This window comes from Streptomyces sp. NPDC085596 (assembly GCF_044541565.1).
Classification (GTDB): domain Bacteria; phylum Actinomycetota; class Actinomycetes; order Streptomycetales; family Streptomycetaceae; genus Streptomyces.
This window is the reverse complement of record NZ_JBITTC010000008.1, coordinates 249,783-272,780: the sequence shown is the minus strand read 5'-3', so window position 1 is coordinate 272,780 and position 22,998 is coordinate 249,783. Positions and strand designations below refer to the sequence as shown.

General features: G+C 69.6%; 24 protein-coding genes. 14 read left to right on the top strand and 10 right to left on the bottom strand.

Features of this window, described 5'->3' with window-relative positions:
- Positions 1 to 64 precede the first annotated feature (64 nt).
- The 4 genes from ACIGA3_RS23970 to ACIGA3_RS23955 are packed head-to-tail and all read right to left on the bottom strand — an operon-like array spanning position 65 to position 1,963.
- Positions 65 to 652: a hypothetical protein gene (locus tag ACIGA3_RS23970; protein ID WP_399719132.1), complete on the bottom strand. Its 588-nt coding sequence runs from the start codon at positions 650 to 652 to the stop codon at positions 65 to 67.
- The gene (locus ACIGA3_RS23965; protein ID WP_399719130.1) at positions 652 to 1,089 is read right to left on the bottom strand and encodes a hypothetical protein; all 438 of its coding nucleotides are present in this window, start codon (positions 1,087 to 1,089) and stop codon (positions 652 to 654) included. The genes ACIGA3_RS23970 and ACIGA3_RS23965 overlap by 1 nt, the downstream gene beginning before the upstream one ends.
- A complete protein-coding gene (locus ACIGA3_RS23960; protein ID WP_399719127.1) occupies positions 1,086 to 1,580 on the bottom strand; it encodes a hypothetical protein in 495 nt (164 codons plus the stop codon). Before ACIGA3_RS23960 ends, ACIGA3_RS23965 begins: the two co-directional genes overlap by 4 nt.
- Complete coding sequence (locus tag ACIGA3_RS23955) at positions 1,577 to 1,963, bottom strand: ATP-binding protein (RefSeq protein ID WP_399719124.1); 387 nt, start codon at positions 1,961 to 1,963, stop codon at positions 1,577 to 1,579. The genes ACIGA3_RS23960 and ACIGA3_RS23955 overlap by 4 nt, the downstream gene beginning before the upstream one ends.
- A 330-nt stretch (positions 1,964 to 2,293) precedes the next feature.
- On the opposite strand from ACIGA3_RS23955, the gene ACIGA3_RS23950 reads away from it, so the two are divergent.
- Together ACIGA3_RS23950 and ACIGA3_RS23945 are read left to right on the top strand one after the other, a co-directional pair.
- Positions 2,294 to 3,574, top strand: a complete 1,281-nt coding sequence (locus tag ACIGA3_RS23950; protein WP_399719121.1) for an XRE family transcriptional regulator — start codon at positions 2,294 to 2,296, stop codon at positions 3,572 to 3,574.
- Positions 3,571 to 4,110 carry a GNAT family N-acetyltransferase gene (locus tag ACIGA3_RS23945; protein ID WP_399719119.1) on the top strand — a complete coding sequence of 180 codons (540 nt, stop codon included), beginning with the start codon at positions 3,571 to 3,573 and terminating at the stop codon, positions 4,108 to 4,110. The genes ACIGA3_RS23950 and ACIGA3_RS23945 overlap by 4 nt, the downstream gene beginning before the upstream one ends.
- A 192-nt stretch (positions 4,111 to 4,302) precedes the next feature.
- Here the strand turns inward: ACIGA3_RS23945 and ACIGA3_RS23940 are convergent, their stop codons facing one another.
- On the bottom strand, positions 4,303 to 4,953 hold the full coding sequence (locus ACIGA3_RS23940; protein WP_399719116.1) for a class I SAM-dependent DNA methyltransferase: 651 nt from the start codon (positions 4,951 to 4,953) through the stop codon (positions 4,303 to 4,305).
- A gap of 233 nt (positions 4,954 to 5,186) precedes the next feature.
- Between ACIGA3_RS23940 and ACIGA3_RS23935 the strand changes: the two genes are divergently transcribed.
- From ACIGA3_RS23935 to ACIGA3_RS23905, 7 genes are all read left to right on the top strand, one after another.
- Positions 5,187 to 6,413, top strand: coding sequence for a M20 family metallopeptidase (locus ACIGA3_RS23935; protein ID WP_399719113.1), 1,227 nt, complete (start codon positions 5,187 to 5,189; stop codon positions 6,411 to 6,413).
- Between the two features lie 295 nt (positions 6,414 to 6,708).
- Positions 6,709 to 7,764 (top strand): BMP family protein, encoded by a 1,056-nt coding sequence (locus ACIGA3_RS23930; RefSeq protein WP_399719110.1) that lies wholly within the window; start codon positions 6,709 to 6,711, stop codon positions 7,762 to 7,764.
- A 144-nt stretch (positions 7,765 to 7,908) separates the two neighbouring features.
- Entirely contained in the window at positions 7,909 to 9,495 is a 1,587-nt protein-coding gene (locus ACIGA3_RS23925) for an ABC transporter ATP-binding protein (RefSeq protein ID WP_399719287.1), read from the top strand.
- On the top strand, positions 9,492 to 10,619 hold the full coding sequence (locus tag ACIGA3_RS23920; RefSeq protein WP_399719108.1) for an ABC transporter permease: 1,128 nt from the start codon (positions 9,492 to 9,494) through the stop codon (positions 10,617 to 10,619). The genes ACIGA3_RS23925 and ACIGA3_RS23920 overlap by 4 nt, the downstream gene beginning before the upstream one ends.
- Complete coding sequence (locus tag ACIGA3_RS23915) at positions 10,619 to 11,905, top strand: ABC transporter permease (RefSeq protein WP_399719105.1); 1,287 nt, start codon at positions 10,619 to 10,621, stop codon at positions 11,903 to 11,905. Before ACIGA3_RS23920 ends, ACIGA3_RS23915 begins: the two co-directional genes overlap by 1 nt.
- A complete protein-coding gene (locus ACIGA3_RS23910) occupies positions 11,902 to 12,306 on the top strand; it encodes a cytidine deaminase (protein WP_399719103.1) in 405 nt (134 codons plus the stop codon). Before ACIGA3_RS23915 ends, ACIGA3_RS23910 begins: the two co-directional genes overlap by 4 nt.
- Positions 12,307 to 12,376: 70 nt before the next feature.
- On the top strand, positions 12,377 to 13,660 hold the full coding sequence (locus tag ACIGA3_RS23905; protein WP_399719285.1) for a thymidine phosphorylase: 1,284 nt from the start codon (positions 12,377 to 12,379) through the stop codon (positions 13,658 to 13,660).
- 211 nt (positions 13,661 to 13,871) lie between these two features.
- Here ACIGA3_RS23905 and ACIGA3_RS23900 read toward each other — a convergent pair whose 3' ends face one another.
- The gene (locus ACIGA3_RS23900; protein WP_399719101.1) at positions 13,872 to 15,098 is read right to left on the bottom strand and encodes a hypothetical protein; all 1,227 of its coding nucleotides are present in this window, start codon (positions 15,096 to 15,098) and stop codon (positions 13,872 to 13,874) included.
- Positions 15,099 to 15,545: 447 nt separating this feature from the next.
- On the opposite strand from ACIGA3_RS23900, the gene ACIGA3_RS23895 reads away from it, so the two are divergent.
- Both ACIGA3_RS23895 and ACIGA3_RS23890 read left to right on the top strand, forming a co-directional pair.
- Positions 15,546 to 15,923, top strand: a complete 378-nt coding sequence (locus ACIGA3_RS23895) for a hypothetical protein (RefSeq protein WP_399719098.1) — start codon at positions 15,546 to 15,548, stop codon at positions 15,921 to 15,923.
- A gap of 154 nt (positions 15,924 to 16,077) precedes the next feature.
- The gene (locus ACIGA3_RS23890; RefSeq protein WP_399719096.1) at positions 16,078 to 18,012 is read left to right on the top strand and encodes a hypothetical protein; all 1,935 of its coding nucleotides are present in this window, start codon (positions 16,078 to 16,080) and stop codon (positions 18,010 to 18,012) included.
- Between the two features lie 222 nt (positions 18,013 to 18,234).
- Here the strand turns inward: ACIGA3_RS23890 and ACIGA3_RS23885 are convergent, their stop codons facing one another.
- On the bottom strand, positions 18,235 to 18,765 hold the full coding sequence (locus ACIGA3_RS23885; protein WP_399719282.1) for an Imm21 family immunity protein: 531 nt from the start codon (positions 18,763 to 18,765) through the stop codon (positions 18,235 to 18,237).
- Between the two features lie 86 nt (positions 18,766 to 18,851).
- On the bottom strand, positions 18,852 to 19,415 hold the full coding sequence (locus tag ACIGA3_RS23880) for a flavoprotein (protein ID WP_399719093.1): 564 nt from the start codon (positions 19,413 to 19,415) through the stop codon (positions 18,852 to 18,854).
- A gap of 114 nt (positions 19,416 to 19,529) precedes the next feature.
- Here ACIGA3_RS23880 and ACIGA3_RS23875 point away from each other — a divergent pair, with 114 nt between their 5' ends.
- Genes ACIGA3_RS23875 through ACIGA3_RS23865 form a run of 3 tightly spaced genes read left to right on the top strand, consistent with a single transcriptional unit; the run spans position 19,530 to position 20,644 of the window.
- Positions 19,530 to 19,808: a CopG family transcriptional regulator gene (locus ACIGA3_RS23875; protein ID WP_398073215.1), complete on the top strand. Its 279-nt coding sequence runs from the start codon at positions 19,530 to 19,532 to the stop codon at positions 19,806 to 19,808.
- Positions 19,805 to 20,230, top strand: coding sequence for a PIN domain-containing protein (locus ACIGA3_RS23870; RefSeq protein WP_399719090.1), 426 nt, complete (start codon positions 19,805 to 19,807; stop codon positions 20,228 to 20,230). The genes ACIGA3_RS23875 and ACIGA3_RS23870 overlap by 4 nt, the downstream gene beginning before the upstream one ends.
- Before the next feature lie 33 nt (positions 20,231 to 20,263).
- Positions 20,264 to 20,644 (top strand): STAS domain-containing protein, encoded by a 381-nt coding sequence (locus ACIGA3_RS23865; RefSeq protein WP_399719087.1) that lies wholly within the window; start codon positions 20,264 to 20,266, stop codon positions 20,642 to 20,644.
- On the opposite strand, the gene ACIGA3_RS23860 is transcribed toward ACIGA3_RS23865, so the two are convergent.
- A complete protein-coding gene (locus tag ACIGA3_RS23860) occupies positions 20,528 to 21,541 on the bottom strand; it encodes a sigma-70 family RNA polymerase sigma factor (RefSeq protein ID WP_399719084.1) in 1,014 nt (337 codons plus the stop codon). The genes ACIGA3_RS23865 and ACIGA3_RS23860 overlap by 117 nt on opposite strands.
- A 130-nt stretch (positions 21,542 to 21,671) precedes the next feature.
- Entirely contained in the window at positions 21,672 to 22,973 is a 1,302-nt protein-coding gene (locus tag ACIGA3_RS23855; protein ID WP_399719082.1) for an MFS transporter, read from the bottom strand.
- Positions 22,974 to 22,998 lie beyond the last annotated feature (25 nt).

Below are 22,998 nucleotides of genomic sequence, written 5' to 3'. Positions count from 1 at the left end.
GATGTGGCCTCGGCATCCGGCAGGGAGTGGGGACCGCGCGCGGACGGGGGGCCGCGCGCGGAGATCAGGGGTTCGTGGCCAGTACCGGGCCGAGCGTCGCGTCGTGCGGCACCGGCGCAGGCTGATACCGGTCCAGTAGGTCCCGCAGCGGGGCGCCAGGGATCAGGCGGTCCGCGCGACAGGGGCGCCGCCAGTAGATTCCGGGCGGCCCCGTCTGCGCCAGCGGTGGCAGCGTGATCGTATGGGGTTGCCCGAAGCAGATGGCGTAGCCGCACGGCGGCCACTGGGCGCTGGTGCCGGGAGGCACGAGCCAGTAGAGCAGGGCCAGCTCCGGGTCCTCGATCACCGGGCCGCACGCCTCCGGCCCATCTGTCTCGGCCCGCTGGAGTTCGTCCAGCAGGCCGATGGCGGCCGATGCCTCCGGTCCGTTGGTGGTGACGACCACGTCGAAGAAGGCCCCGCCGAGCGGCAGATGCAGCGGCTCGCCGGCCATCAGGTGGGCGATCTGGCGGGTACGGTCGGCTAACGGACCCATGTCCCCTGCCACGTCACCGGGCTGGACGGCGTAAATAGGCTTCGTGAACAGCACGGGCTCGATCGCCGGAAGCGTCCGATCAGCATCGACGCTGCGCTGGGGAAACGATGCCGCCATCAGTGCACCTCTCGCTCGTGAGGGGGCGGGCACGGCCTACCGCCTCGGGTCTCGTTCTCACGTGGGGCATCGTCACTGCGCCCGTGGTGCTCGGCAGAGCTGTTCTCCAGCGGGCCCGGCCGCTCCCGGAGAGCCAGCAGGGAGCGCGAGGCGACCGCCAGATCGAACAGGCGCAGGTGTTCGTCGCGCTCGGACCCCCCGGTGCGCGTGGCGCACACCGCCTCGGTTGCCAGCGTGAGCACGCGCTTGGTGAGGAGCCGCATCTCCGGGCTCATGCGGGGCGCCAGCGCCTCGACCTCTCGCGCGAGTTTCCCCACGTGGTCGATCAGCGGGTCTCGAAGCAGTTCCCCGTCCTGCGGTCCCGTGCAAGCCGTCGCGGCCTCATAGGTCTGCACTATCTGCGCCCTGTCGGGGGCGGCTCGCGGGTGGTCCGTCATGACGTCCCCTCCTGCTGCGTCATGCGGTTCCGCCCCCGAGCGATCATGTGCGCCACCGGTCGGATGCAGCCGAGTGCGCCCGGCCGGGTCATCGGCACCACCCAGTACGGCACTGCCCGTCGCTGGTACCCCACGAGATCAGGCCGGGGTACGCCCAAGAAGTGGTCCCTGCCCAGGCACTCGGTGCCGGGCACATCGCAGTGAGCGAGGGCGTCCGGCCGGAGCAGGGCGTGGATTTCCCGCCCGTCGCGGGACCGGATCAACGGCGTGCCGCGCAGTGTCCGGGCGAGATAGGCGTCCTGTGCAGAGACGGACATGCTGCTTGCCGCGAACGTGATGAGGGCGACCGGCACGCTGGCAACGGCGAACCGGGAACCGCACCGCAACAGAGCGGGGCCGCCGTCGGACCAGTCCTTCCGGGCACGTTGCTCGCCCAGGGTGGCGGCGGCGAGCAGCCACCCCTCCACGGCCTTGGTGCGGCGGCGCCTCATCGGCTGGCCACCTCCGCCCAGACCTGCTTGCCCCAGGTGAAGGGGACCGCCCCCCACCGTGCGGCAGTCGCCTCGACCAGGTGCAGGCCCCGGCCAGACTCCGCCAGCACATCGACTGGCTGCACCACCGGCAGCTCCACGCTCTCGTCCGTGACGGACACGCGGACGCCGGAACCGTGCACGAGGGTGATGGTGACGCGGACGACATGTCCGCATGCGTGCCGGACCGCGTTGGCGACCAGCTCGGTCATGACGAGGGCGGTGTCGTCCGCGAGCCATTCCAGCCGCCAGCGAGTCAGGACGTTGCGCACCATGTGCCGGGCGTCGGCGACCGCCTGCTCGTCCCGCAGGAGGGCTCCCGTCCACGCCGGCTCGCCATTCACGGCCCTGATGGGTTGCCACGGCACCGCCGGCGGTTTCGCCGGGGTGGCCGCGGCATGCACCGCGTGGGGGCACGGAGCCGGCTGCTGGAGACTCGGATCAGAACGCATCATCACGCCTTCGGAGAGATGTGCACGCTTGCTCGTCCCGCCTCGTGGCGTGCACGGGACGGACACCGCCCGCTTGTTCGGGAACGAGCGGCCAGTAACTAGACAACCGCCAATCTGTTCAAGGCAGTTAGGGCGATGCGATGGTTTCCCCAGCGTCTCCCCTAGGGGGCTTTGGCTTGCGCTTTACCTGACGGAATCGACTGGTGGGGCTACGGTGCGTATATGGACACCGCGCACAACGCCGCTCTTGCGGGGTGGATGAAGGAGCACGGCTACAGCGCCAACTCCTTTGCCGACAAGGTGAATGAGGCCGTGGAGCGGTTAACGGGCCGACCCAGCGGCTTTGACGGCTCGTCGGTTCGTGACTGGAAGGCCGGGCGCGTCAAGTGGCCAAACGCGGCCACCCGCCAAGCCCTTGAAGCGGTTACCGGCCTGTCCGCCATCGCCTTAGGGTTCGTGCCACGGGGCCAGGCCAAGACCCGCCCGGCCCCACCCCAGGAGGACCACGATATGAAGCGCCGCACCATGGTCGGCGGGATCGCTGCCGCCGCCGCAGCCGCAGCATCCCCTGGAACAGCAGCCCTCCGCCGAATCGGCATGAGTGACGTTGAGCGCCTACAGAAGCGATTCGCGGAAGTCATCGCCAGCGACCACCGTTACGGTGGGCAGCTCGACATCGAGCAACGCGCCACCGGCCTCGCCAGTGAGGCACTGAATCTGCAGAGCGCTGGAAGCGCCAGCCAGCGCGTGCGGGGCAGTCTCTACGCCGCCGCAGCCGCATTCCGCTCCTCGGCGATGTGGGCGGCAATCGACGGCCGCCGGTACGCCAACGCGCAGCAGCACATGCACGAGGCGCAGTCCCTCGCTGAGATGAGCGGCGACCAGGCGCTCAAGTTCAGGATCTGGAGCCACGCGGGGACCATGTACCGGCACATGGGCCGCCCTGCCGACGCCTTCGCCGCGAACGATGTCGCCCGCAACCTGCGCATCACCCGACGTGACCCCCTCTTCGCCTCGCTCGGCCTGGCCCGGCAGGCCGCCATCCACGGTGCCGCCCACGACCCCGGCGGCATCAAGCGCGCCTTCAATGAGGCGTACGAAGCCATGGAGCGAGCTGACCCCGCGGCCCCCCGGCCCGTCTGGATGCTCGCCTTCTACGACGAAGCCGAAATGCATTCCCTGGCCCTCTCGGCATACCTGGCATGCGGCGACCACCAAAAGGCGGAGTACCACGCCCACCAGTGTCTCGCTGCGCTCCGGCCCCACATGGAGCGCTCCCGCGCCATCACCACGACACGGCTCGCGCACTCCCAGCTCGCCCAAGGTGATGCCGACGCGGCGGTCGTCTCGGCGATGAAGGTTCCCGCCACTGCCGCTACCCAGCACGCCCGTGTGTCCAGGATGCTGACGGAGTTCGGCGCGGCTCTGCGCGCCACCGCGCCCGATACTCCTGTCGCGCAGTCCTGGACAGAGCACACCGCCACTTGGAGGGCCTGCGCATGACCACGGCACCAGCCATCGAACTCCGCACGTTCACGGTGCTCGACAACGTCCGCGCTGACCTGATCGACGTCTACGCCGAAGTACGCGCACCCCTCCTCCACCTGCCGAACTACGCCGTCCACGCCTTCGGTGAGCGCCTGGACCGCCACGGTGCTGAACCGGGCTTCAGTGCCGTCATGGCCTATGCGGGCGGCCAGCCCGTCGGGTACGCCTACGGCAACCGCATCCATCACGGTGACCGGTACTGGCAGCGCACCAACCCCGAGCCGCCGGTGAAGTACACCGCGAGCCCTGCGCTGGCCATCAAGGAGATCGGTGTCCGGCCGAGCTGGAGGAAGACCGGCACCGCCCGCGCCGTCCACGACGCGCTCCTCCTCACCGGCGACGAGCCGTTCGTCACGCTCATGGTCAATGCCGAAGCCGGAGACGGGAAGGTGCACGCCCTCTACCGGTCGTGGGGATACGAGGACCTCGGGCACAGCCAGCCGTCCATGGCATCCCCGGTCCTGACCGTGATGATCCGCTCCACCCGCTGACCATGACGGACTCTGCCGCCCACGTCCATAAAGGGCATGTAAGAAGGCCCCACTGTTCAATAGCTCAACAACGGGGCCTTCAGTCAGCCAGCCGGTAGCGCGGCCTTTCGGTCCGGGCAGCGCCCTGGACACCATCGACGTACTCGCGGCCGCGCTCGGCCAGCACGGCGGCCCGCTGCGGGACCTGAGGGCTCAGTCCTTCCGCGCCAGTACGAACCCGCGCGCCCGTGACTCCTCGCCCTGCGGCTCGCGGACCACGGACGCGACCAGGCTCAGGCCCGCCTCCGTGAGGCGGGCGGCGATGGCCGCCGGGGACCGCATCCAGTAGTCCAGGTCGATCTCGTGCCCGAAGCGTTCCGTCAGGTGCATGTGGTCGGCGTCGCCGGTCTGGAAGGCCAGCAGGACGGGGGCGCCGGGGCGCAGGGTGCGGTGGAACTCGGCGAAGGCCCGGGGGAGGGACTCGTCCGGCACGTGGATCGTGGAATAGAGGGCCAGGATGCCGCCGAGGGTGGCGTCCGGGAGGTCCAGCGCGGTCATCGAGCCGACGTGGAAGCGCAGCCGCGGGTGGGCCTCGCGGGCCAGGGTCACCATCGCGGGGGAGAGGTCCACCCCGAACACCGGGACGCCCAGACTGTCCAGCAGGGCGGTGACGAACCCGGGCCCGCTGCCCAGGTCGGCCACCGGGGCCGGGCCGTTCTCCTTCACCAGCTCGGCGAAAGCGCTGATCAGCGAGCGGTCCAGGGGGTGGGGGAGGCCCGAGGGGAACCTCTCGGCGTACTCCTTGGCGATCGCGTCGTAGGACGAGCGGGTGGTGTGCAGGAAGTCCACGGTGCTGTCGGTCACGCCGCCGCACCCTACCGGCGCCGCCGCGCCACAAGGGTCCGGTCCGCGGACAAACCGAGCGCGAGAGCGGGAGGCATGGTATCCGTGGAAGGAGAAAGAAAGGTTTTACCCAACCCAGTCCACCGCCATGCGTCCGCCGGTCAGATTTTCTTCACTCTCACGGGCTGAACTTTTGTTGATCGAGGGTCAGTTGACCGTCCGGGCGTCCTACCCTTCAGAGGGTGAACCGATTGATGACCCGAGAGACCGTGGCCGACCTCCCCGGTGCTGTGCTCCCCGGCGCGCTCAGCGAGTCACTGCACGCCGAACTCGTGGCGTTCCGCCGTGACTTGCACATGCACCCCGAGCTGGGCAACCAGGAGTTCCGTACCACCGCCGCCATCAAGGAGCGGCTGGAGCGGGCCGGGCTCAAGCCCCGTGTCCTGGTCACCGGAACCGGGCTCATCTGCGACATCGGGCACACCGAGGGCGTGCGCTCCGACGTGTCGCTCCTGGCCCTGCGGGCCGACATCGACGCGCTGCCCATCCCGGACACCAAGGACTGCGCGTACCGGTCCACCGTGCCCGACCGCGCCCACGCCTGCGGCCACGACGTGCACACCACCATCGTGCTCGGCGCCGGCCTGGTCCTCGCCGACCTGCACGCCAAGGGCCTGCTGTCCCGCCCGGTGCGGCTGATCTTCCAGCCCGCCGAGGAGCAGCTGCCCGGCGGCGCCCTGACCGCCATCGCCGACGGCGCGCTGGAGGGCGTCGGCCGCATCCTCGCCCTGCACTGCGACCCCAAGGTCGAGTGCGGCCGGATCGGCCTGAGGCACGGCCCGATCACCAGCGCCTGCGACCGTCTCGACGTCGCCCTGGACGGCCCCGGCGGTCACACCGCCCGCCCGCACCTGACCACCGACCTGGTCACCGCCGCCGCCCGCGTCGCCACCGACGTGCCCGCGCTCGTCGCCCGCCGCGTCGACACCCGCAGCGGACTCGCGCTGACCTGGGGCCGTATCGAGTCGGGCCACGCCCCCAACGTCATCCCGCAGCACGCCGAACTCTCCGGCACCGTCCGCTGCCTGGACCTCGACGCCTGGCGGGACGCCCCCGACGTCGTGCACGCCGCCATCGACGAGGTCGCCACCCTGCACGGCGCCAAGTCGGAGATCACCTATGTGCGCGGGGTGCCGCCGGTCGTCAACGACCGCGACACCGCCGAGCTGCTGCGCCGCGCGATGGTCACCCGCTGCGGTCTTGACTCGGTGGAGAGCACCGAGCAGAGCCTCGGCGGGGAGGACTTCTCCTGGTACCTGGAGCACGTCCCCGGCGCCATGGCCCGCCTCGGCGTCCGCAGGCCCGGCGAGCGGACCGTACGCGATCTGCACCAGGGCGACTTCGACGCCGACGAGAACGCGATCACGGTCGGCGTCGAACTCTTCACCGCGGCCGCCCTGATGGCGTCGCCCGAGGTCTGACCGACCGCCGAAGCAGTGTCCGGACGGCACCCGCAGGCATGCGGGGGCCGTCCGCGCAACACATCCGCAGGCCATTCGTATCCGCCCCGAAACACGGGGGCCCAAGGCTTGGTAGATCGAGTTCAAGTGCCGTTTGCCTCGGTTCGATAACAGCTGCCCGAGAGGTGTTTTTCTGACATCTACGCGCGTTACGATGCCGCGAAGCCGACGCCGCCGGGGCGTCTCGGCCGGGGCGTCGTCAGGCGCTTCCATCAAGCGCCGTCATGGCGCTCAGGTCAGGTGAAGGAGCCTTCCCGTGCGCCGGGTAGCCAAGCTTTCCGCTGCGTGTATAGCGACCGCAGCTCTCGCCCTTACTGCCACGGCCTGTGGCAGCACCTCCTCCGAGAACGACAAGGACTCCGCCTCCTCCGGTGACGGCAAGGGCATCAAGATCGGCCTCGCCTTCGACGTCGGCGGCCGCGGTGACCGCTCCTTCAACGACTCCGCCGCGCGCGGTGCCGACAAGGCCGCGAAGGAGTTCGACGGTTCCGTCAAGGAGCTGACCGCCAAGACCACCGACACCGAGGCCGACCGCGAGCAGCGCCTCTCCGACCTGGCCGACGCGGGCTACAACCCGATCGTCGGTGTCGGCTACGCGTACGCGCAGTCCATGGGCAAGGTCGCCAAGAAGTACCCCAAGACCAGCTTCGGCATCGTCGACTCGGTCGTGGACGCGCCCAACGTCGACAGCATCACCTTCACCGAGGAGCAGGGCTCCTACCTGGCCGGTGTCGCGGCCGCGCTGAAGACCAAGAAGTCGCACGTCGGCTTCATCGGCGGTGTCGACGTCCCCCTGATCAAGAAGTTCCAGGCGGGCTTCATTCAGGGCGTCACGGACACCAACCCCAAGATCAAGGTCGAATCCCAGTACCTGAGCCACGGTACGGACACCTCCGGCTTCGCCAGCCCCGACAAGGGCAAGGAAGCCGCGCAGGGCATGCTGGACAACGGCGCCGACGTGATCTACTCCGCCGCCGGCTCCTCCGGCAACGGTGCGATCGAGGCCGTCAGCGGCAAGAAGGGCGCCTGGTCGATCGGCGTCGACTCGGACCAGTACAACATCCCGGGTCTCGCCAAGTACAAGGGCTCGATCCTCACCTCGATGGTCAAGAACGTCGACCTCGGCGTCTTCGACTTCGTGAAGTCCGTCCACGACGGCAAGTCGCTGGCCGGCGTCAACAGCTACTCCCTCGCCAAGGACGGCGTCTCGCTGTCCACCAGCGGCGGCTTCATCGACGACATCCAGGCCAAGCTGGACGCCGCGAAGAAGAAGATCGTCGACGGCTCCATCAAGGTCAAGACGACCCCGTAGCCCGACCGGTCCTCAGGACCTCGGCTCGGCGTGGGGGCGCCAGTAAGCGCGCTCCCCGCCGGGCCATAACAATGTGTCAACTCTACGCGTGTAGTGCCGAGTTGCCGCGCTAGCGTCGCCGACGCCTGCCCTCCCTCCCTCCGCATCCCCCTTCCCCGAGGAGAGTGCGCCATCAACGCGTCCAGCCCTCCCGCTGCCGTCGAACTGCGCGGCATCACCAAGCGTTTCCCCGGCGTCGTCGCCAACCGCGACATCGACATCACCGTCCGCGCGGGCACCGTCCACGCCCTGTGCGGCGAGAACGGCGCCGGCAAGTCCACCCTGATGAAGATCCTCTACGGCATGCAGCAGCCGGACGAGGGCACCATCACCATCCACGGCGAACAGGTCACCTTCAACACCCCCGGTGACGCCATCGCGCGCGGCATCGGCATGGTGCACCAGCACTTCATGCTCGCCGACAACCTCACCGTGCTGGAGAACGTCGTCCTCGGCGCGGAGAAGCTGCACGGCATCGGCGGCAAGGCCCGTACGAAGATCAGGGAGATCTCCGACGCGTACGGCCTGGGCGTCCGCCCCGACGTGCTCGTGGAGCGCCTCGGTGTCGCCGACCGCCAGCGCGTGGAGATCCTCAAGGTCCTCTACCGCGGCGCCAAGACCCTGATCCTGGACGAGCCCACGGCCGTACTGGTGCCCCAGGAGGTCGACGCGCTCTTCGACAACCTGCGTGAGCTGAAGGCCGAGGGCCTGACCGTCATCTTCATCTCGCACAAGCTGGGCGAGGTGCTGTCGGTCGCCGACGAGATCACCGTCATCCGGCGCGGCACCACCGTCGGCACGGCCGAGCCGAGCACGACCACGCCCAAGCAGCTCGCCGAGCTGATGGTCGGCAGCGAACTGCCCACGCCGGAGACGGAGGAGTCCACCGTCACGGACATCGCCCTCCTCCAGGTCGCCGGGCTGCACCTGGCCCAGACCGACCTGGACGGCATCGAGCGCGTCATCCTCGACGAGATCTCCTTCACCATCCACAAGGGCGAAGTCCTGGGCATCGCCGGTGTGGAGGGCAACGGCCAGTCCGAGCTGGTCGAGGCGATCATGGGCATGCGCGCCCCGGACGCCGGCACGGTCGTCCTCGACGGCGCCGACGTCAGCCACGTCCCCACCCGCCGCCGCCGCGAGGCCGGCATCGGCTACATCCCCGAGGACCGCCACCGCCACGGCCTGCTGCTCGAAGCGCCGCTGTGGGAGAACCGCATCCTCGGCCATGTCACCGAGCGCCCCAACTCCCGCCGGGGCCTGCTCGACCCGAAGGCCGCCCGCGCCGACACCGAGCGCATCGTCGCCGACTACGACGTGCGCACCCCCGGCATCGACGTCACCGCGGCCTCGCTGTCCGGCGGCAACCAGCAGAAGCTGATCGTCGGCCGCGAGATGAGCCACGCCCCCAAGCTGCTCATCGCCGCCCACCCCACCCGTGGTGTGGACGTCGGCGCGCAGGCCGCGATCTGGGACTACATCCGCGCGGCCCGCCGCGACGGACTCGCGGTCCTGCTGATCTCCGCCGACCTGGACGAGCTGATCGGGCTCTCCGACACCCTGCGGGTGATGTACCGCGGCCGCCTGGTCGCCGACGCCGACCCCTGCACGATCACGCCCGAGGAGCTGGGCTCCGCCATGACGGGAGCGGCCTCCGGCCACCTGGAGCACATAGAGGACGACGCGCGATGAACAAGCTGACCTCACGGATCGACAAGGAGCGGCTGCTCCTCGGGATCGCGGCGCCGCTGCTGGCCATCGTCGCCGCGCTCCTCGTCACCGCCCTGGTGATCCTCGCCACCGGCAAGAGCCCCGGCGCCGCGTTCAGCGACATGGTGACGTACGGCTTCGCGGCCGACAGCCAGGTCTACATCCTGAACAAGGCGACGACGTACTACCTCGCGGGTGTCGCGGTGGCCATCGGCTTCCGCATGAACCTGTTCAACATCGGTGTCGACGGCCAGTACCGGCTCGCCGCGTTCGTCGCCGCCGTCCTCGGCGGCGCGCTGACGGTGCCCGGCTGGCTCGCCATCCCGCTGATCATCCTGGCCGCCATGGTCACCGGCGCCCTGTGGGCGGCCATCGCGGGCATCCTCAAGGTGACCCGCGGTGTCAGCGAGGTCATCGCCACGATCATGCTGAACTCGATCGCCACCGCGATCATCGGCTACCTGCTCCAGCCCGGCCAGCTCGGCCAGCTCGACAAGGCGGGCACGCTGGTCTCCACCAAGCCGCTGCCGGAGTCCTCCTGGTTCTTCCAGATCGACACCGGCCCGGCCGGCATCCTGTGGGGCTTCATCGTCGTCGCCGTGATCGTCGGCATCGGCTACTGGTTCGTGCTCGGCCGCACCCGGTTCGGCTTCGACCTGCGCACCGTCGGCCAGTCCGAGACGGCCGCCGCCGCGAGCGGTGTCGGCGTGAAGAAGATGATCGCCACCAGCATGGTCATCTCGGGTGCGGTGGCCGGCCTCATCGGCATGCCGACCCTGCTCAACGACAGCCACCAGTTCAGCAACGACTTCCCGGCGGGCATCGGCTTCACCGGCATCGCCATCGCGCTGCTCGGCCGTAACAACCCCGTGGGCATCGCGCTGGGCGCCCTCCTGTGGGGCTTCCTGGAGCGCACCACCAACCACCTGGAGTTCCAGGGCTACGACAAGGAGATCCTCGGCGTGATCCAGGGCGTCATCGTCCTGTGCGTCGTGATCGCCTACGAGGTCGTGCGCCGCTACGGCCTCAAGCGCCAGCAGCAGCGGGTCGGCGCCGAGCTGGCCGCCCGCGCCGCCGCCCCGACCGAGATGCAGGAGGTGGCGTGATGACCGCCACGATGACGGACGCGCCGCCGCCCGCGGCGCCCAAGGCGGACGACGCCGCCCAGCCCTCGGGCCGTTCCCTCGCCCGAATCCTCATGATCGTCGGCGGTGCGCTGCTGCTCGTGGCCGTGGTGCGCGTCATCACGGGTGCCGACCAGCTCACCTCCGAGGGCCAGGTCAGCGCGGCCCTCGGGCTCGCGGTGCCGATCGGCCTGGCGGGCCTGGCGGGCCTGTGGTCCGAGCGGGCCGGCGTGGTCAACATCGGCCTCGAGGGCATGATGATCCTCGGCACCTTCGGCGCCGGCTGGATCGGCTGGCAGTCCAGCCCCTGGCTCGGCCTGCTGTGCGGCATCGGCTTCGGTGTCCTCGGCGGCCTGGTGCACGCGGTCGCCACGGTGACCTTCGGTGTCGACCACATCGTCTCCGGTGTGGCGATCAACCTGCTCGCGCTGGGCGCCACCCAGTACCTGGCCAAGCTGTTCTTCGCCGAGGGCCCGGCCGTCGAGGCGGGCGGCAACCCCAAGCAGTCCCCGCCCGCGGAGTCGCTCGGCGACGTCACCGTGCCCGGCCTGTCCGACGCGCTGCACTCGGTCGAGCAACACCACTGGTTCCTCATCTCCGACATCGCGGGCATTCTCGGCGGTATCGTCACCGACGTGTCCGTGGTCACGATCCTCGCCGTGCTGCTGTTCGTCGGCAGCTGGTGGGTGCTGTGGCGGACGTCGTTCGGCCTCCGGCTGCGCTCCTGCGGCGAGAACCCGGTCGCCGCGGAGTCCCTCGGCGTCAACGTGTACCAGTACAAGTACGCGGCCGTCGCCATCTCCGGCGGCCTCGCCGGACTCGGCGGCGCCTTCCTCGCGCTGGTCACCTCGCACACCTACCTGGAGGGCCAGACCGGCGGCCGCGGCTACATCGGTCTCGCCGCGATGATCTTCGGCAACTGGCGTCCGGGCGGTCTCGCCATGGGCGCGGGCCTGTTCGGCTACTCCGACGCCCTCCAGCTGCGCAACGGCGGTGTCACCGTGCACGCGCTGCTGCTCCTGCTGGTCGTGCTGCTCGCCGCCCTCGCGGGCTGGAAGCTGTACCGCAAGGCGTTCTGGCAGGGCGGGCTCAGCGCGGTCATGGCCGTACTGGTCCTGGCCTGGTACCTGTTCACCGACGAGGTCCCGAGCGACTTCGTCGGCGCCACCCCGTACGTCGTCACGCTGCTGGTGCTGTCGCTGTCCGCGCAGCGGCTGCGGATGCCGAAGGCGGACGGCATGCGGTACCGGAAGGGGCAGGGCAAGTGACCGAGGCGGCTGACTCGTTCGACTGGGAGAAGCTGCGCGCCGAGGCCCGCGAGGCGATGGCCCACGCCTACGCCCCCTACTCGGGCTACCCGGTCGGCGTGGCCGCCCAGGTCGACGACGGCCGCACGGTCACCGGCTGCAACGTGGAGAACGCCTCCTACGGGCTCGGCCTGTGCGCCGAGTGCGGGCTCGTCTCGCACCTCCAGCGCACCGGCGGCGGGCGCCTGACACACTTCACCTGTGTGGACGGCACCGGCGCCCTCCTCGTGCCGTGCGGCCGCTGCCGCCAGCTCCTCTACGAGTTCGGCGGGCCCTCGCTGCTGCTGGACACTCCCGAGGGCGTCCTCCCGCTCTCCGAGATGCTGCCGCAGGCGTTCGGCCCGGACCATCTCACCAAGTAAGTCCGTGCGGCCCCCCTGCTCGCTTCGCGAGCAGGGGGGCCGTACACCTGCACCTCCCGGAAGGAACTCCCTGGCCATGGACGCCATCTCCGTCATCCGCAGCAAGCGGGACCGCGCCGCACTGACCGACGAGCAGATCGACTGGGTCATCGACGCGTACACCCGCGGCGAGGTCGCCGACTACCAGATGGCCGCCCTCAACATGGCGATCCTGCTCAACGGCATGGACCGCAGGGAGATCGCCCGCTGGACCGCGGCCATGATCGCCTCCGGCGAGCGCATGGACTTCTCCACGCTGTCCCGCCCGACCGCCGACAAGCACTCCACGGGCGGTGTCGGCGACAAGATCACGCTGCCGCTGGCCCCGCTGGTCGCCGCGTGCGGCGCGGCCGTGCCGCAGCTGTCCGGGCGCGGCCTCGGCCACACCGGCGGCACCCTGGACAAGCTGGAGTCCATCCCCGGCTGGCGCGCGCTGCTCTCCAACGAGGAGATGCTCTCCGTGCTGGACGGCGTCGGCGCGGTGATCTGCGCGGCCGGTGACGGCCTGGCCCCGGCCGACAAGAAGCTGTACGCGCTGCGCGACGTGACGGGCACGGTGGAGGCGATCCCGCTGATCGCCTCGTCCATCATGTCCAAGAAGATCGCCGAGGGCACGGGTTCGCTGGTGCTGGACGTGAAGGTCGGCTCCGGCGCCTTCATGAAGACGCTGGACGACGCCCGTGAGCTGGCCTCCACCATGGTCGGCCTCGGCACCGACCACGGCGTGAAGACGGTCGCCCTGCTCACCGACATGTCCACCCCGCTCGGCCTCACCGCGGGCAACGCCCTCGAGGTCCGCGAGTCCGTCGAGGTCCTGGCAGGCGGCGGCCCGGCGGACGTGGTCGAGCTGACCCTCGCCCTGGCCCGCGAGATGCTCGACGCGGCCGGCCTGAAGGACGCCGACCCGGCCAAGGCGCTGGCCGACGGCTCCGCGATGGACGTCTGGCGCCGCATGATCGCCGCCCAGGGCGGCGACCCGGACGCGGTTCTCCCTGTCGCCCGCGAGCAGCACGTAGTGGTGGCCCCCACATCGGGCGTCCTCACCCGCCTCGACGCCTACGACATCGGCATCGCCGCCTGGCGCCTCGGCGCGGGCCGCGCCCGCAAGGAGGACCCGGTGCAGGCGGGGGCGGGCGTGGAGCTCCACGCGAAGCCGGGCGACACGGTGGTCGCGGGCCAGCCTCTGCTGACCCTCCACACGGACACCCCGGACCGGTTCGGGTACGCGCTGGAGGCTACGGAGGGGTCGTTCGACATCGCCCCTGCGGGCACGGAGTTTGCGGCTTCGCCGGTGGTGCTGGGGCGGGTGGACTGAGCGGGGGTTCCAATCCCGCCAGCCCGACGGTGAAGTACCAGGCAGGGGCCTGATTCTCGGTGAGGATCAGGCCCCTGCCGCGTCTCCGGTGATCGGTTGGGAGAGATCTGGGAGAAGATCTTGGTCGGCTCCTCCCGGACGGGCCCGGCGTCTTTCGCAATCGTGGGTCAGATCCCGCGCCTCGCGGCTGCGCGTTCGCGAATCCGCAGCTCTATGATGCTGCCGCTTCTGGTTCGTCCGCCGCATAGGGATGCACATGCCTGCCCCTGTTGAACGGGGTGAACCATGCCTTGAACCCCATGGGCGCGACTCGGAGAGCCTCTCCGACGGGACTCTCGTCAATCCCGTCCATGGCATCGTCATAGAGCCACACGTGGTCCATGTCCTCGTAGACGTTCTCGGCGAACGCCTCCAGCGCAGCCGAAACGCCGTCGTCGAGCAACCCGAAGGTCTCCAGGGTCACGTGTGCCTCGCTCAGAAGGAGCCTCAAGGCAAGTTCCTCGGCGACGCAGCTCAGCCGCTGGAAGCTTCCGCCCGTGAAGCGAGTGGTCATGGCAACCACCGTCACCAGAAAACGGCGGGCAAACAGGCCGTCGTATTGGAGTGCGTACCGCGCAGGGAGGTCCTCAAGGTGCCACAGGAGGCCCTCGCATTCCGCGACGGTGATGTCTTCTTCCGTCAGGGTATGAACGTCTTCGAAGAGCTGGTCCACCAAGACGTCTGTCGCCCACACCAGTGCGCCGGCGGCCAACCGGGCGTTCTCAAGCGATACAGAGAAGCCATCCTCGCTCTCCTCCGCCTCTTCGTCGTCCTCATCCAGCACACCGAACATCACCGGAGGGAACGAGCGCAGTTCGTCGGCCAGCCCCAGCATCTGTTGGCGAACCTCCTCAGCCTTCGCTTCCGCGTCGTACTCGGCCTCTGCTCCTTCGGCCGAAGCGGGCTCGCCGTGCCTGGCCTTGCGTGCGGCCGGATCGGCTGGTGGAACACCGGGGCCGTCTGCGGCATCGAGGCCTTCTTGGGCGAGCTTCGGATGCAGTGCGACCTCGCATCGCTCGATCTGCCAATCGGCCAGCACTTCGGACCGCTCCAGCAGCTCCTCTACGACGGAGCGCACCGCGTCCTCGGCCACTTCCAACGCCGAAGCGTCCACCACGGCCTTCAGGATCGCTCCGCCCGGGTAGACGGCCACGAGGCTGTCGAGGAGATCAACTTCCACGCAGTCGGGGCCCTCGACGGCCTCGACCGAGTCGAAGCCGTCCTTGATGAGCGCGACAGCTCCGGCACGCTGAAGCGGGTCCATCTCCGGTGTTCCCTTTGGGAGGTGGACATCCACCGTCACTACATACGTCACGCCTCCAAGCCTGGCAGCCGCAGCCTTCCGGCGGGGAGAAACCTTCCCAATTGCCAGCACAGGCACGTCCACCTCGACGGCCACGCCGTCGAGACGTCGAACGCTCCTCAAGCCGCCGCTGAAGCCCTACCGCTGTCGGGAGCCATCGACCTTGCCTCCAAGGAGGCCGATCTATCCGTGCCGGCACTGGCACACGAACTGGCCTGGACACCACAGCGCGTCCGGGAGCTCATCGGCGCCCAGGAACAGCGGCCGGTCCTGCGCCTCGTGCAGTGAAGCCGGGTATCCGAGCGAGCCAGTAGCTAGGGTTGTGTGTCTCAAGATGTCGGCGTGCGCGCAGTCGTGAAGCTGAGGCGACTGGCGGATGCGCTCGCCGCAGAGGCGATCATTGCTGGGGGGCCAGTGGAGCCGAGAAGCGCAGCCGCCGCGGGGAGAGACTTTCCGTACGCAGCGGGGACCACCTGCTACATCGAAGTCCACGAAGACGGAAGGGTCACCCACGGGGACTCTCGGGCCGCATACGAACGGGCAGTGGCAGGCACGTCCCGGCTGTTCGCCGTCTGGCCGGGCCAATGGTCGAGCGATCTCTTTGTGATCGACGACCTGGACGAGTACGCGAAGGCGCACGGGATCAAGCACGACCAGGGGCGCACCGGGCTGAGTGAGCACGTCCACGATGTCGAATGGGCCGAGGAAACGGCCTACGACACAAACCCTCGAAGCCCGTACGTCAGCATCCGACTCAAGTTGACGTGTGGGTGCGAGATCCGAAGCTTGGTCGCCTTCGCCAAGCAGATGCGCGAGCAGCGAGGTTGGGACGTCGCTACCAGTGTCGGCTGGAGTACGGTCAGCGGCCCAGAGGGCACGGATTATTCGGTTCGGGTGCGGCGCAAGAGCCTCAGCGCCTGATCAGAAGATAAGGCAGAGGCAGCTCACGCGCACTCAGAGGTGGTGTTCATCCGGCGACATGAGCCCGCGCCATGCGTTTGGGCCGATGAGCCCCCGTTGTCAGTGGCACGGGCCACCATGGGTTGCGCACGAAGATCTTCTTGGGGGGACTTGCATGACGACTGACGAGCCGCGCTCAGGACTGCCCATCGAGTTTCTCCGCACGGTCGCTGCGGAGGCGGGGCCGGAGTCGCCGCCGGTTCGCATGGCGGTGGAGAGAGCCCGGGAGCTACCGACAGGGCACTCCCGTGACGATCTCCTGCTGACCCTTCTCCGGGGGGCGCTCAGCGATTCGGCGCCGGAGTGGCTCCTCAAGGTGGCTGTGGAGAGCGACCTGGCCAAGGAGACCAGTCCGTATCCGGGTCCGTCCATGTCTCTGGCTGCCGTGGCACTCGCGCACCCGGAGTGCTCGGACAGCATGCGCAAGGAGGCGCTGCGGCGTTGCTCCGTGCCACAACTCGGGGGCCTTGGCCACTCTCGCTGTGGCGAGGCGCTGGCTCAGGCGATCGTGGCGGAGCTGAAGAGCCGTGTGCCGCACGTGTCGGCCATGACGCCCGCACTCCTCGAAGAGCCCAGCGCGCCCCAGCTGATTCTGCGCGAAGTCGACCTGCACGACACTGTGTTCACAACCGCCCTGGATCTCCTGCCGACCGACCCACCTCTGGCGATCGAGGACGAAACCGACGGCGACGACATCCTGGCCCGGATCGAAGAGCACAGCGCCGCGCTGAAAGCCGGGGAGGCCATGTGGAAGCACATCGTGACCCTGCACTCCAGGCGCCATCGGCAAATGTTCGAATGGGCCCTGGACGGCTCCATGAAGGAAGCCATCCGTAACCATCTCCTGGGCACCGTGCCCTGGGAAGTCGAACCGTCCTTGCTGGAGGAGGTCGCCACTGGTCACCTTAGCAAGTTCACGGTCAACGAGTTGATCACGCGTTTGTGCCTTATGCTGCGAGACGGTGTGCCCCCGGACGAAGTGCGTTCCCGGATCGCCCATGAACTCGACGCACTTGAACCCCTGGTCCGCCGACGCGTGGAGGAAACCCTCAAGGTCCGCGAGGACCATCTGAAGTACGTCCTCAGCGCAGTCAGCTGGGTGGAATCCGCGGCAGCCGGGCCTTGGCGATACCTCCTCGACCCCTCTCAGGCGACCCACTACGGGCAACCACGCACATGGCTCGCATCGGAAGAACTTCTCATCAGGCTCGGTCAACGCTTCGCGGAGACGGCGGTCAAAGCGCTGCGTCTATGGGAACCCGACCCGGAACCCGACAGTCCGGGCCCCCGACAACTGCAGTGGGTCCACGCCATGCTTCTGCACCTCCCACACCTGACGGACGAGGTGAGAGAGAAGTCGAAGGCCGTCGTCCGGCACGTCCGGCCGCGCACTCGCAGCCGATGGGACTACGCAGACCTCCGCATGCAGCAGGACGACAAACGGCTGGTCGAGCTGCGCACCGCCATCGAACGGATCCTGGCGGACCCCTCCACTGCCTCCCGCGAGTCGGCACTCGGAGATCCCAAGCAGCTCACCGTACGGGACCTGGCCAACGCCCCGGACGAGGCCCTGCTCGACTACTTGGCCCGGCATACCGACGATGATCTCGTCGAGAAGGCACTGCTCTCTTTCGCCTGGCGCTCGTACCGGTCGGGTCTCTCCTTCTCCGATGTCCTGGCACGTCATTCCACACCGGAAACAGCCCTGCTCCAGATCACGATGGACCTCCGCCGACGACTGGGCGGCGGCCCCAACCTTAGGGAGACCTGGACACGGGACATATTGGCGCTTCCGAACTGCACGCCGGAACTCGTACGGGCTCTGCCGGCTTGGAGCGCCCTCACGGTCAGAGGCGCCCGCCACGGCGTTGCCCACACCACCGTCGCCTCAACTGTCCTCGCCGCGCTCGGCAACGACGACGATGCATGGTCTCGCTTCGCCACCAGCCCGGCGTCCTACTCCGGCCCGACCGCATGGTTGCGGCTAGGGGATGTCCTGAAGGCCGCGGCGCAGGGCGAAGAGTGGCCGAAGGCACCCAGCACAAGGTAAGTCCACTCGCGCTCCCAGAGTCACGGCGGAACCGCCGCAGACCAACCGGCACCAACGCCCTGAGCTTCGGGACGAAGAGGTCGTGGGTTCAATCCCGCCACCCCGACAGCCGTAGTACCAGGCCCCTGGCAGCCTTGGCTTCATGTCAAGGAGGCCACCCAAGGCTGCTCATGTACAGGTGTCCCGTGCCGTCAAAGCTTGCGTGGTGCCGGGTTCTGTTCGTCAGTCCTGGCTGTTCTCGGCGAGGAGCCGCACCACGCCCACCCAGGGGAACTGGGCCGCGTGCACCCTCCAACGACCTGCCGGGAGCTGTACCGGAGCCTGGTCCGGCTGTCCCTCGTCGGGGTACTCCGCTCCCAGATCGCCGCCCGCTTCGGCCGAATCCATCAGAATGGCCGGGCCGTCGGTGACCCACAGCCCGCCGTCCTCCCACGCCGTGTCCGGATCGGCCAGGACCGCCTCGGCGGCCTCGAACAACTCGGTCCCCAAGTCCGCGGCCAGCCACCGTACGAACAGCAGCTCCTCCGGCAGGAAGCACGTCTTCGCTGGTTCGTCGGCCAGAACGAGCGCGGTGTCGCCGCCCGTGCCCACAGTGATCACCCCGGCCAGGTTCTCCACCTCGCAGGCCCGGTCATAGTCGTCCCGGCCCTCGGCGTCGCCGAGGACGGAACCGTCCTCCGTACATCCGCCCCACGCGTTCACCGAGGACTGTGGAACGACGATCAAGGGGCCGCCCGTCGACCGGACCCACATCAGCCCGGGACGGTCACAGCGATCGGGTTCCTGAGGAACAGTCATGCGCGCAGTCTGCCCGCCCCCGCTGACACCTCCGTACGCTCCTACGCCGGCCCCCTCGTGGACACCCTGGGCGTGAGCAGCTTCAGCGCTTCCTCCCATCGGTAGCGCTCCGCCCCGCCGCCGGCCTTCGGCCGGTGCGGCTGGTACGAGCCGATCAGGACGCCCATCTCGCGCAGCCGGTCCAGGCTCTGTCCGTACGCGGGGTGGGCGGCCTGGGCCGAGTTCACGTAGGGCAGGACGGCGGTGGGGATGCCGAAGCCGTACGCCTCACACAGGATGCCCAGGGCGAGGGTGTCGGATATCCCCGCCGCCCACTTGTTGACCGTGTTGAAGGTGGCCGGGGCCACCGCGATGGCATCGGCGGGCGGCAGCGGGCGAGGGTCGCCGGGGGAGCGCCATGCCGAGCGGATCGGGTAGCCGGTCTGGGTCTCGATGGCCGTCGCGTCCATGAAGCCCAGGCCCTGCGGGGTGGCGATGACGCCGACGTCCCAGTCCGCCTCCTGGGCGGCCGTGATCAGCTTGCCGACGTCGCCGGCGACTCCGGCCGCGCACACGACGATGTACAGGAACGGCTTCTTGGTCTGCTGGTCGGGCTGGTCGCTCACGTGGGGACTCCCAGTTGACGGCTGAAGTGGTGCAGTGCGGGCAGGGTACGGCGGCGATCGCGGGCGGACCGCGCCGCTGGTAAGGAGCGCGACACCAAGAGTATGGTCTCTTGTATGGCGACGAAGAAGGTAACCGTGACGATCCCCGAGGATCTCCTCGATGAGATCCGCGCGGACGCGGCGGAGCGGGGCCTGTCGGCGTACGTCGCCGAGGCGCTGCGCTTCAAGCGTGACCGGGACCGGCTCCGGGAACTGGTCGACTGGCTGCAGGAAGAACACGGCCCCGTGACTGAGGACGAGCGTGTGGCAGCCCTCGACGAGCTGGAGGATCTCGACGCCGAACACGATCGGCGCCGCGCCTCCGGACAGCGCAACGCCGGAGAGGCTGCGTGAAGAAGCGCGTCGGTGAGCACGGGCAGCGGCCGCTCCGTGTCTTCGTCCTGGACTGCGAAGCCCTCTCCCTGGCCGTGCGCGGTGACCGGAAGATGATCGCCTGGCTCGACCTAGCGGCGCGCGGGCAGGCCGAAGTGGTGACGTCGCCTATGACGTTGGTCGAGGCGTACGACGGCAGAACGACCGAACAGCGCTGGGACTGGGTACTGTCCCGGCTCCAGGTGGCCGACATCGGGAAGGACGAGGCCCGCCAGGCACGCCGGCTCCTGGCCGACGCCAAGTTGCACGGCCACAAGTACGCGATCGACGCCGTGCTCGCCGTGATCGCACGACAGCAGAAGGGGCAGGTCACCGTCTTCACCTCGGATGTCGACGACCTGGAGAAGCTGGTACCGGCCACGGTCGTCGTCAAGAAGGTGTGACCAGCGTCTTCCCCGTGGACTGACCCTGGCGCGATGAGTTGCGCCCGTCCCCCCGGTCTACCGCACGTGGACCCCAGGACCGACCCCGTGCTCGTGCTGCGTGGCCCCGTCAGCCGTGATGTGGTGACGGGGCTCTGCGATGTGGTGCGCGGACTGGCGAAGCACGGTGGGGTCGTCGTCTGTGATGTGCGCGGGCTCGGACCGCCAAGCCTCGCGCACGTCGATCTGCTCGCCCGGCTGGAGCTGGCCGCCCGGCGCGCCGGTGGGCGGATACGGCTGCGGGGGCCAGCGCCCGCGCTACGCGCCCTGCTCCGGCTCGTCGGGCTCTGCCTCCAGGTGGAGGGGGAGGTTGAAGAGGGGGAACCAGCGGGGGGTGTCGAGGAAGCAGTGGAAACCGGTGATGCGGCCCCCTGAGATCTCCAGGATCTGGACCGCCCAGGGGGTGAAGCCGCCCTTCTCGGGGTCCGGCTTGTAGTGGGCGAAGCCCGGCAGGCCGTTGACCTCGACCGGGATGAGGCGGGAGCCCGCGCAGGAGGCGCCGATGGTGGACATGAAGCCGGTGATGTCGGCGGGGCCGAGCAGCCACAGGTCGAACGGCGGCATCGTCATCACCGCGTCCTCGTGGAGCAGGGCGGTGAGCGCCGTCATGTCGTACCCCTCGAACGCCTTCACATAGCGCTCCAGGAGCTGCTTCTGCTCCTCGTCCAGCGGGTCGGAGACAGCGGCCTCGGCGCCGGTGTCCGCGCGCTCGGCGAGGGTGGCGCGGGCCCGCTGGAGGGCGCTGTTGACCGAGGCGACCGTGGTGTCCAGCAGCTCGGCCACCTCACTGGCCCGCCAGGCCAGCACCTCGCGCAGGATCAGTACGACCCGCTGCTTGGGCGGCAACTGCTGGAGCGCCGCCATGAACGCCAGCCGGATCGACTCGCGGGCCACCGCCGCCTCTGCCGGGTCCGTCACGGCGGGCAGCACCCGCGCGTCCGGCACCGGCTCCAGCCAGGTGTGGTCGGGGCGCGGGGCGAGCGCGGCCTGCGCGAGCGGGGTCGGTCCGGTGAGGTCTATCGGGCGGGCCCGCTTGTTGCCCGCCGACAGCATGTCCAGGCAGACGTTGGTGGCGATCCGGTACAGCCACGACCGCAGACTGGACCGGCCCTCGAACTTGTCGTAGCTCCGCCAGGCCCGCACCAGCGTGTCCTGCACCGCGTCCTCGGCCTCGAAGGACGAGCCGAGCATGCGATAGCAGTACCCGGTCAGTTCGGTCCGGTGCTTCTCCAGTGCGACATCGAGGTCCGCCGTCGCCGTGCCGTCACCCATCGTCCACCCACCCCTGTGGCCGTCCCGTACGCGCGCCATCGCGCCCCAGTAACCCGGAAGCTACCGCAGCCCACTGACAATGGCCCCCGGAGTGGGGAAACCCGCAGCCCGGGCGGGCGCGCGCACCGGGTCAGTGCGCCGGTACGGCCTCCCGGCGCGCGGCGGTACGCGCCGCCAGGGTGCCCAGCGCGGTGATGGCGACGACGCCCAGGACCGCGAGCAGGCCGACGCCGACCGTGCCCGGCCAGCCGCCGGAGTGGAAGGCGAGCGCGCCGACCGTGCTGCCCGCGCTGGAGCCGATGTAGTACGAGGACTGGTACAGGGCGGTCGCCTGGGCGCGGCCGCGCGTGGCCGTCTTGCCGACCGCCGAGGAGGCGACCGCGTGGCCCGCGAAGAAGCCGGCCGTGATCAGCACCAGGCCCAGCAGGACCAGCGGCAGGGACGGCGCCAGCGACAGCAGCAGCCCCGCCGCCGTCGTACCGCCCGCGGTGTACAGCGCGCCCCGGCGGCCGAGGCGGCCCACCAGCCGGCCCGCCGTCGACGCGGAGACCGTGCCGACCAGGTAGACCAGGAAGATCGAGCCGACGATGCCCTGCGGGAGGGAGAACGGCGCGGCGGTCAGCCGGTAGCCGATCACCGTGTACACGCCGCCGAACACCGTCATGAACAGCGCGCCGATCGCGTACAGGCGGCGCAGCAGCGGTGAGGAGAGGTGGTCGCGGACCGCGCTCACCAGTACGCGTGGGCGCAGCGAACCCGCCTCGAAGTGCCGGGGCGCGGGCAGCAGCAGCCGGAACGCCACCGCGCAGCCCACCGCGACCACGCCGATCACGCCGACGGCGATCCGCCAGCCCCACTCCTGCGCGACCCAGCCGGTGATCACCCGGCCGCTCATGCCGCCCACGCTGTTGCCCGCGACGAACAGGCCGATCGCCGTGACCAGCGCCTTAGGCCGGACCTCCTCGGCCAGATACGCCGTCGCGGAGGCGGGCAGCCCGGCCAGTGCCGCGCCCTGCAGGGCCCGCAGCGCCACCAGCGCGCCGATCGACGGAGCGAACGGCACCAGCAGCCCGACGGCCACCGCGACCACCAGCGACGCCGTCATCACGTTCCGGCGGCCGAACCGCTCCGACAGCGCGCTCATCGGCAGTACGAACAGCGCCAGGCCGCCGGTCGCCGCCGCCACGGTCCAGCTGGCCTCGCCGGCCGCGACCCCGAACTCGCCGGAGATCAGCGGCAGCAGGGCCTGGGTGGAGTACAGCAGCGCGAAGGTCGCCACGCCCGCGAGGAAGAGGGCGAGGCTCATCCGGCGGTATCCGGGACCACCCGGCGTCAGGCGCGAGTCGGCCGGGGGGAGAGAAGGGATCTCGGGGGAGGGGACGGGCGTGCGGGCGTCCACGCTGATGGACGCCACGGTACTGGCGGGAGACATGCCTCGAAACTAAGGACGCGACCAC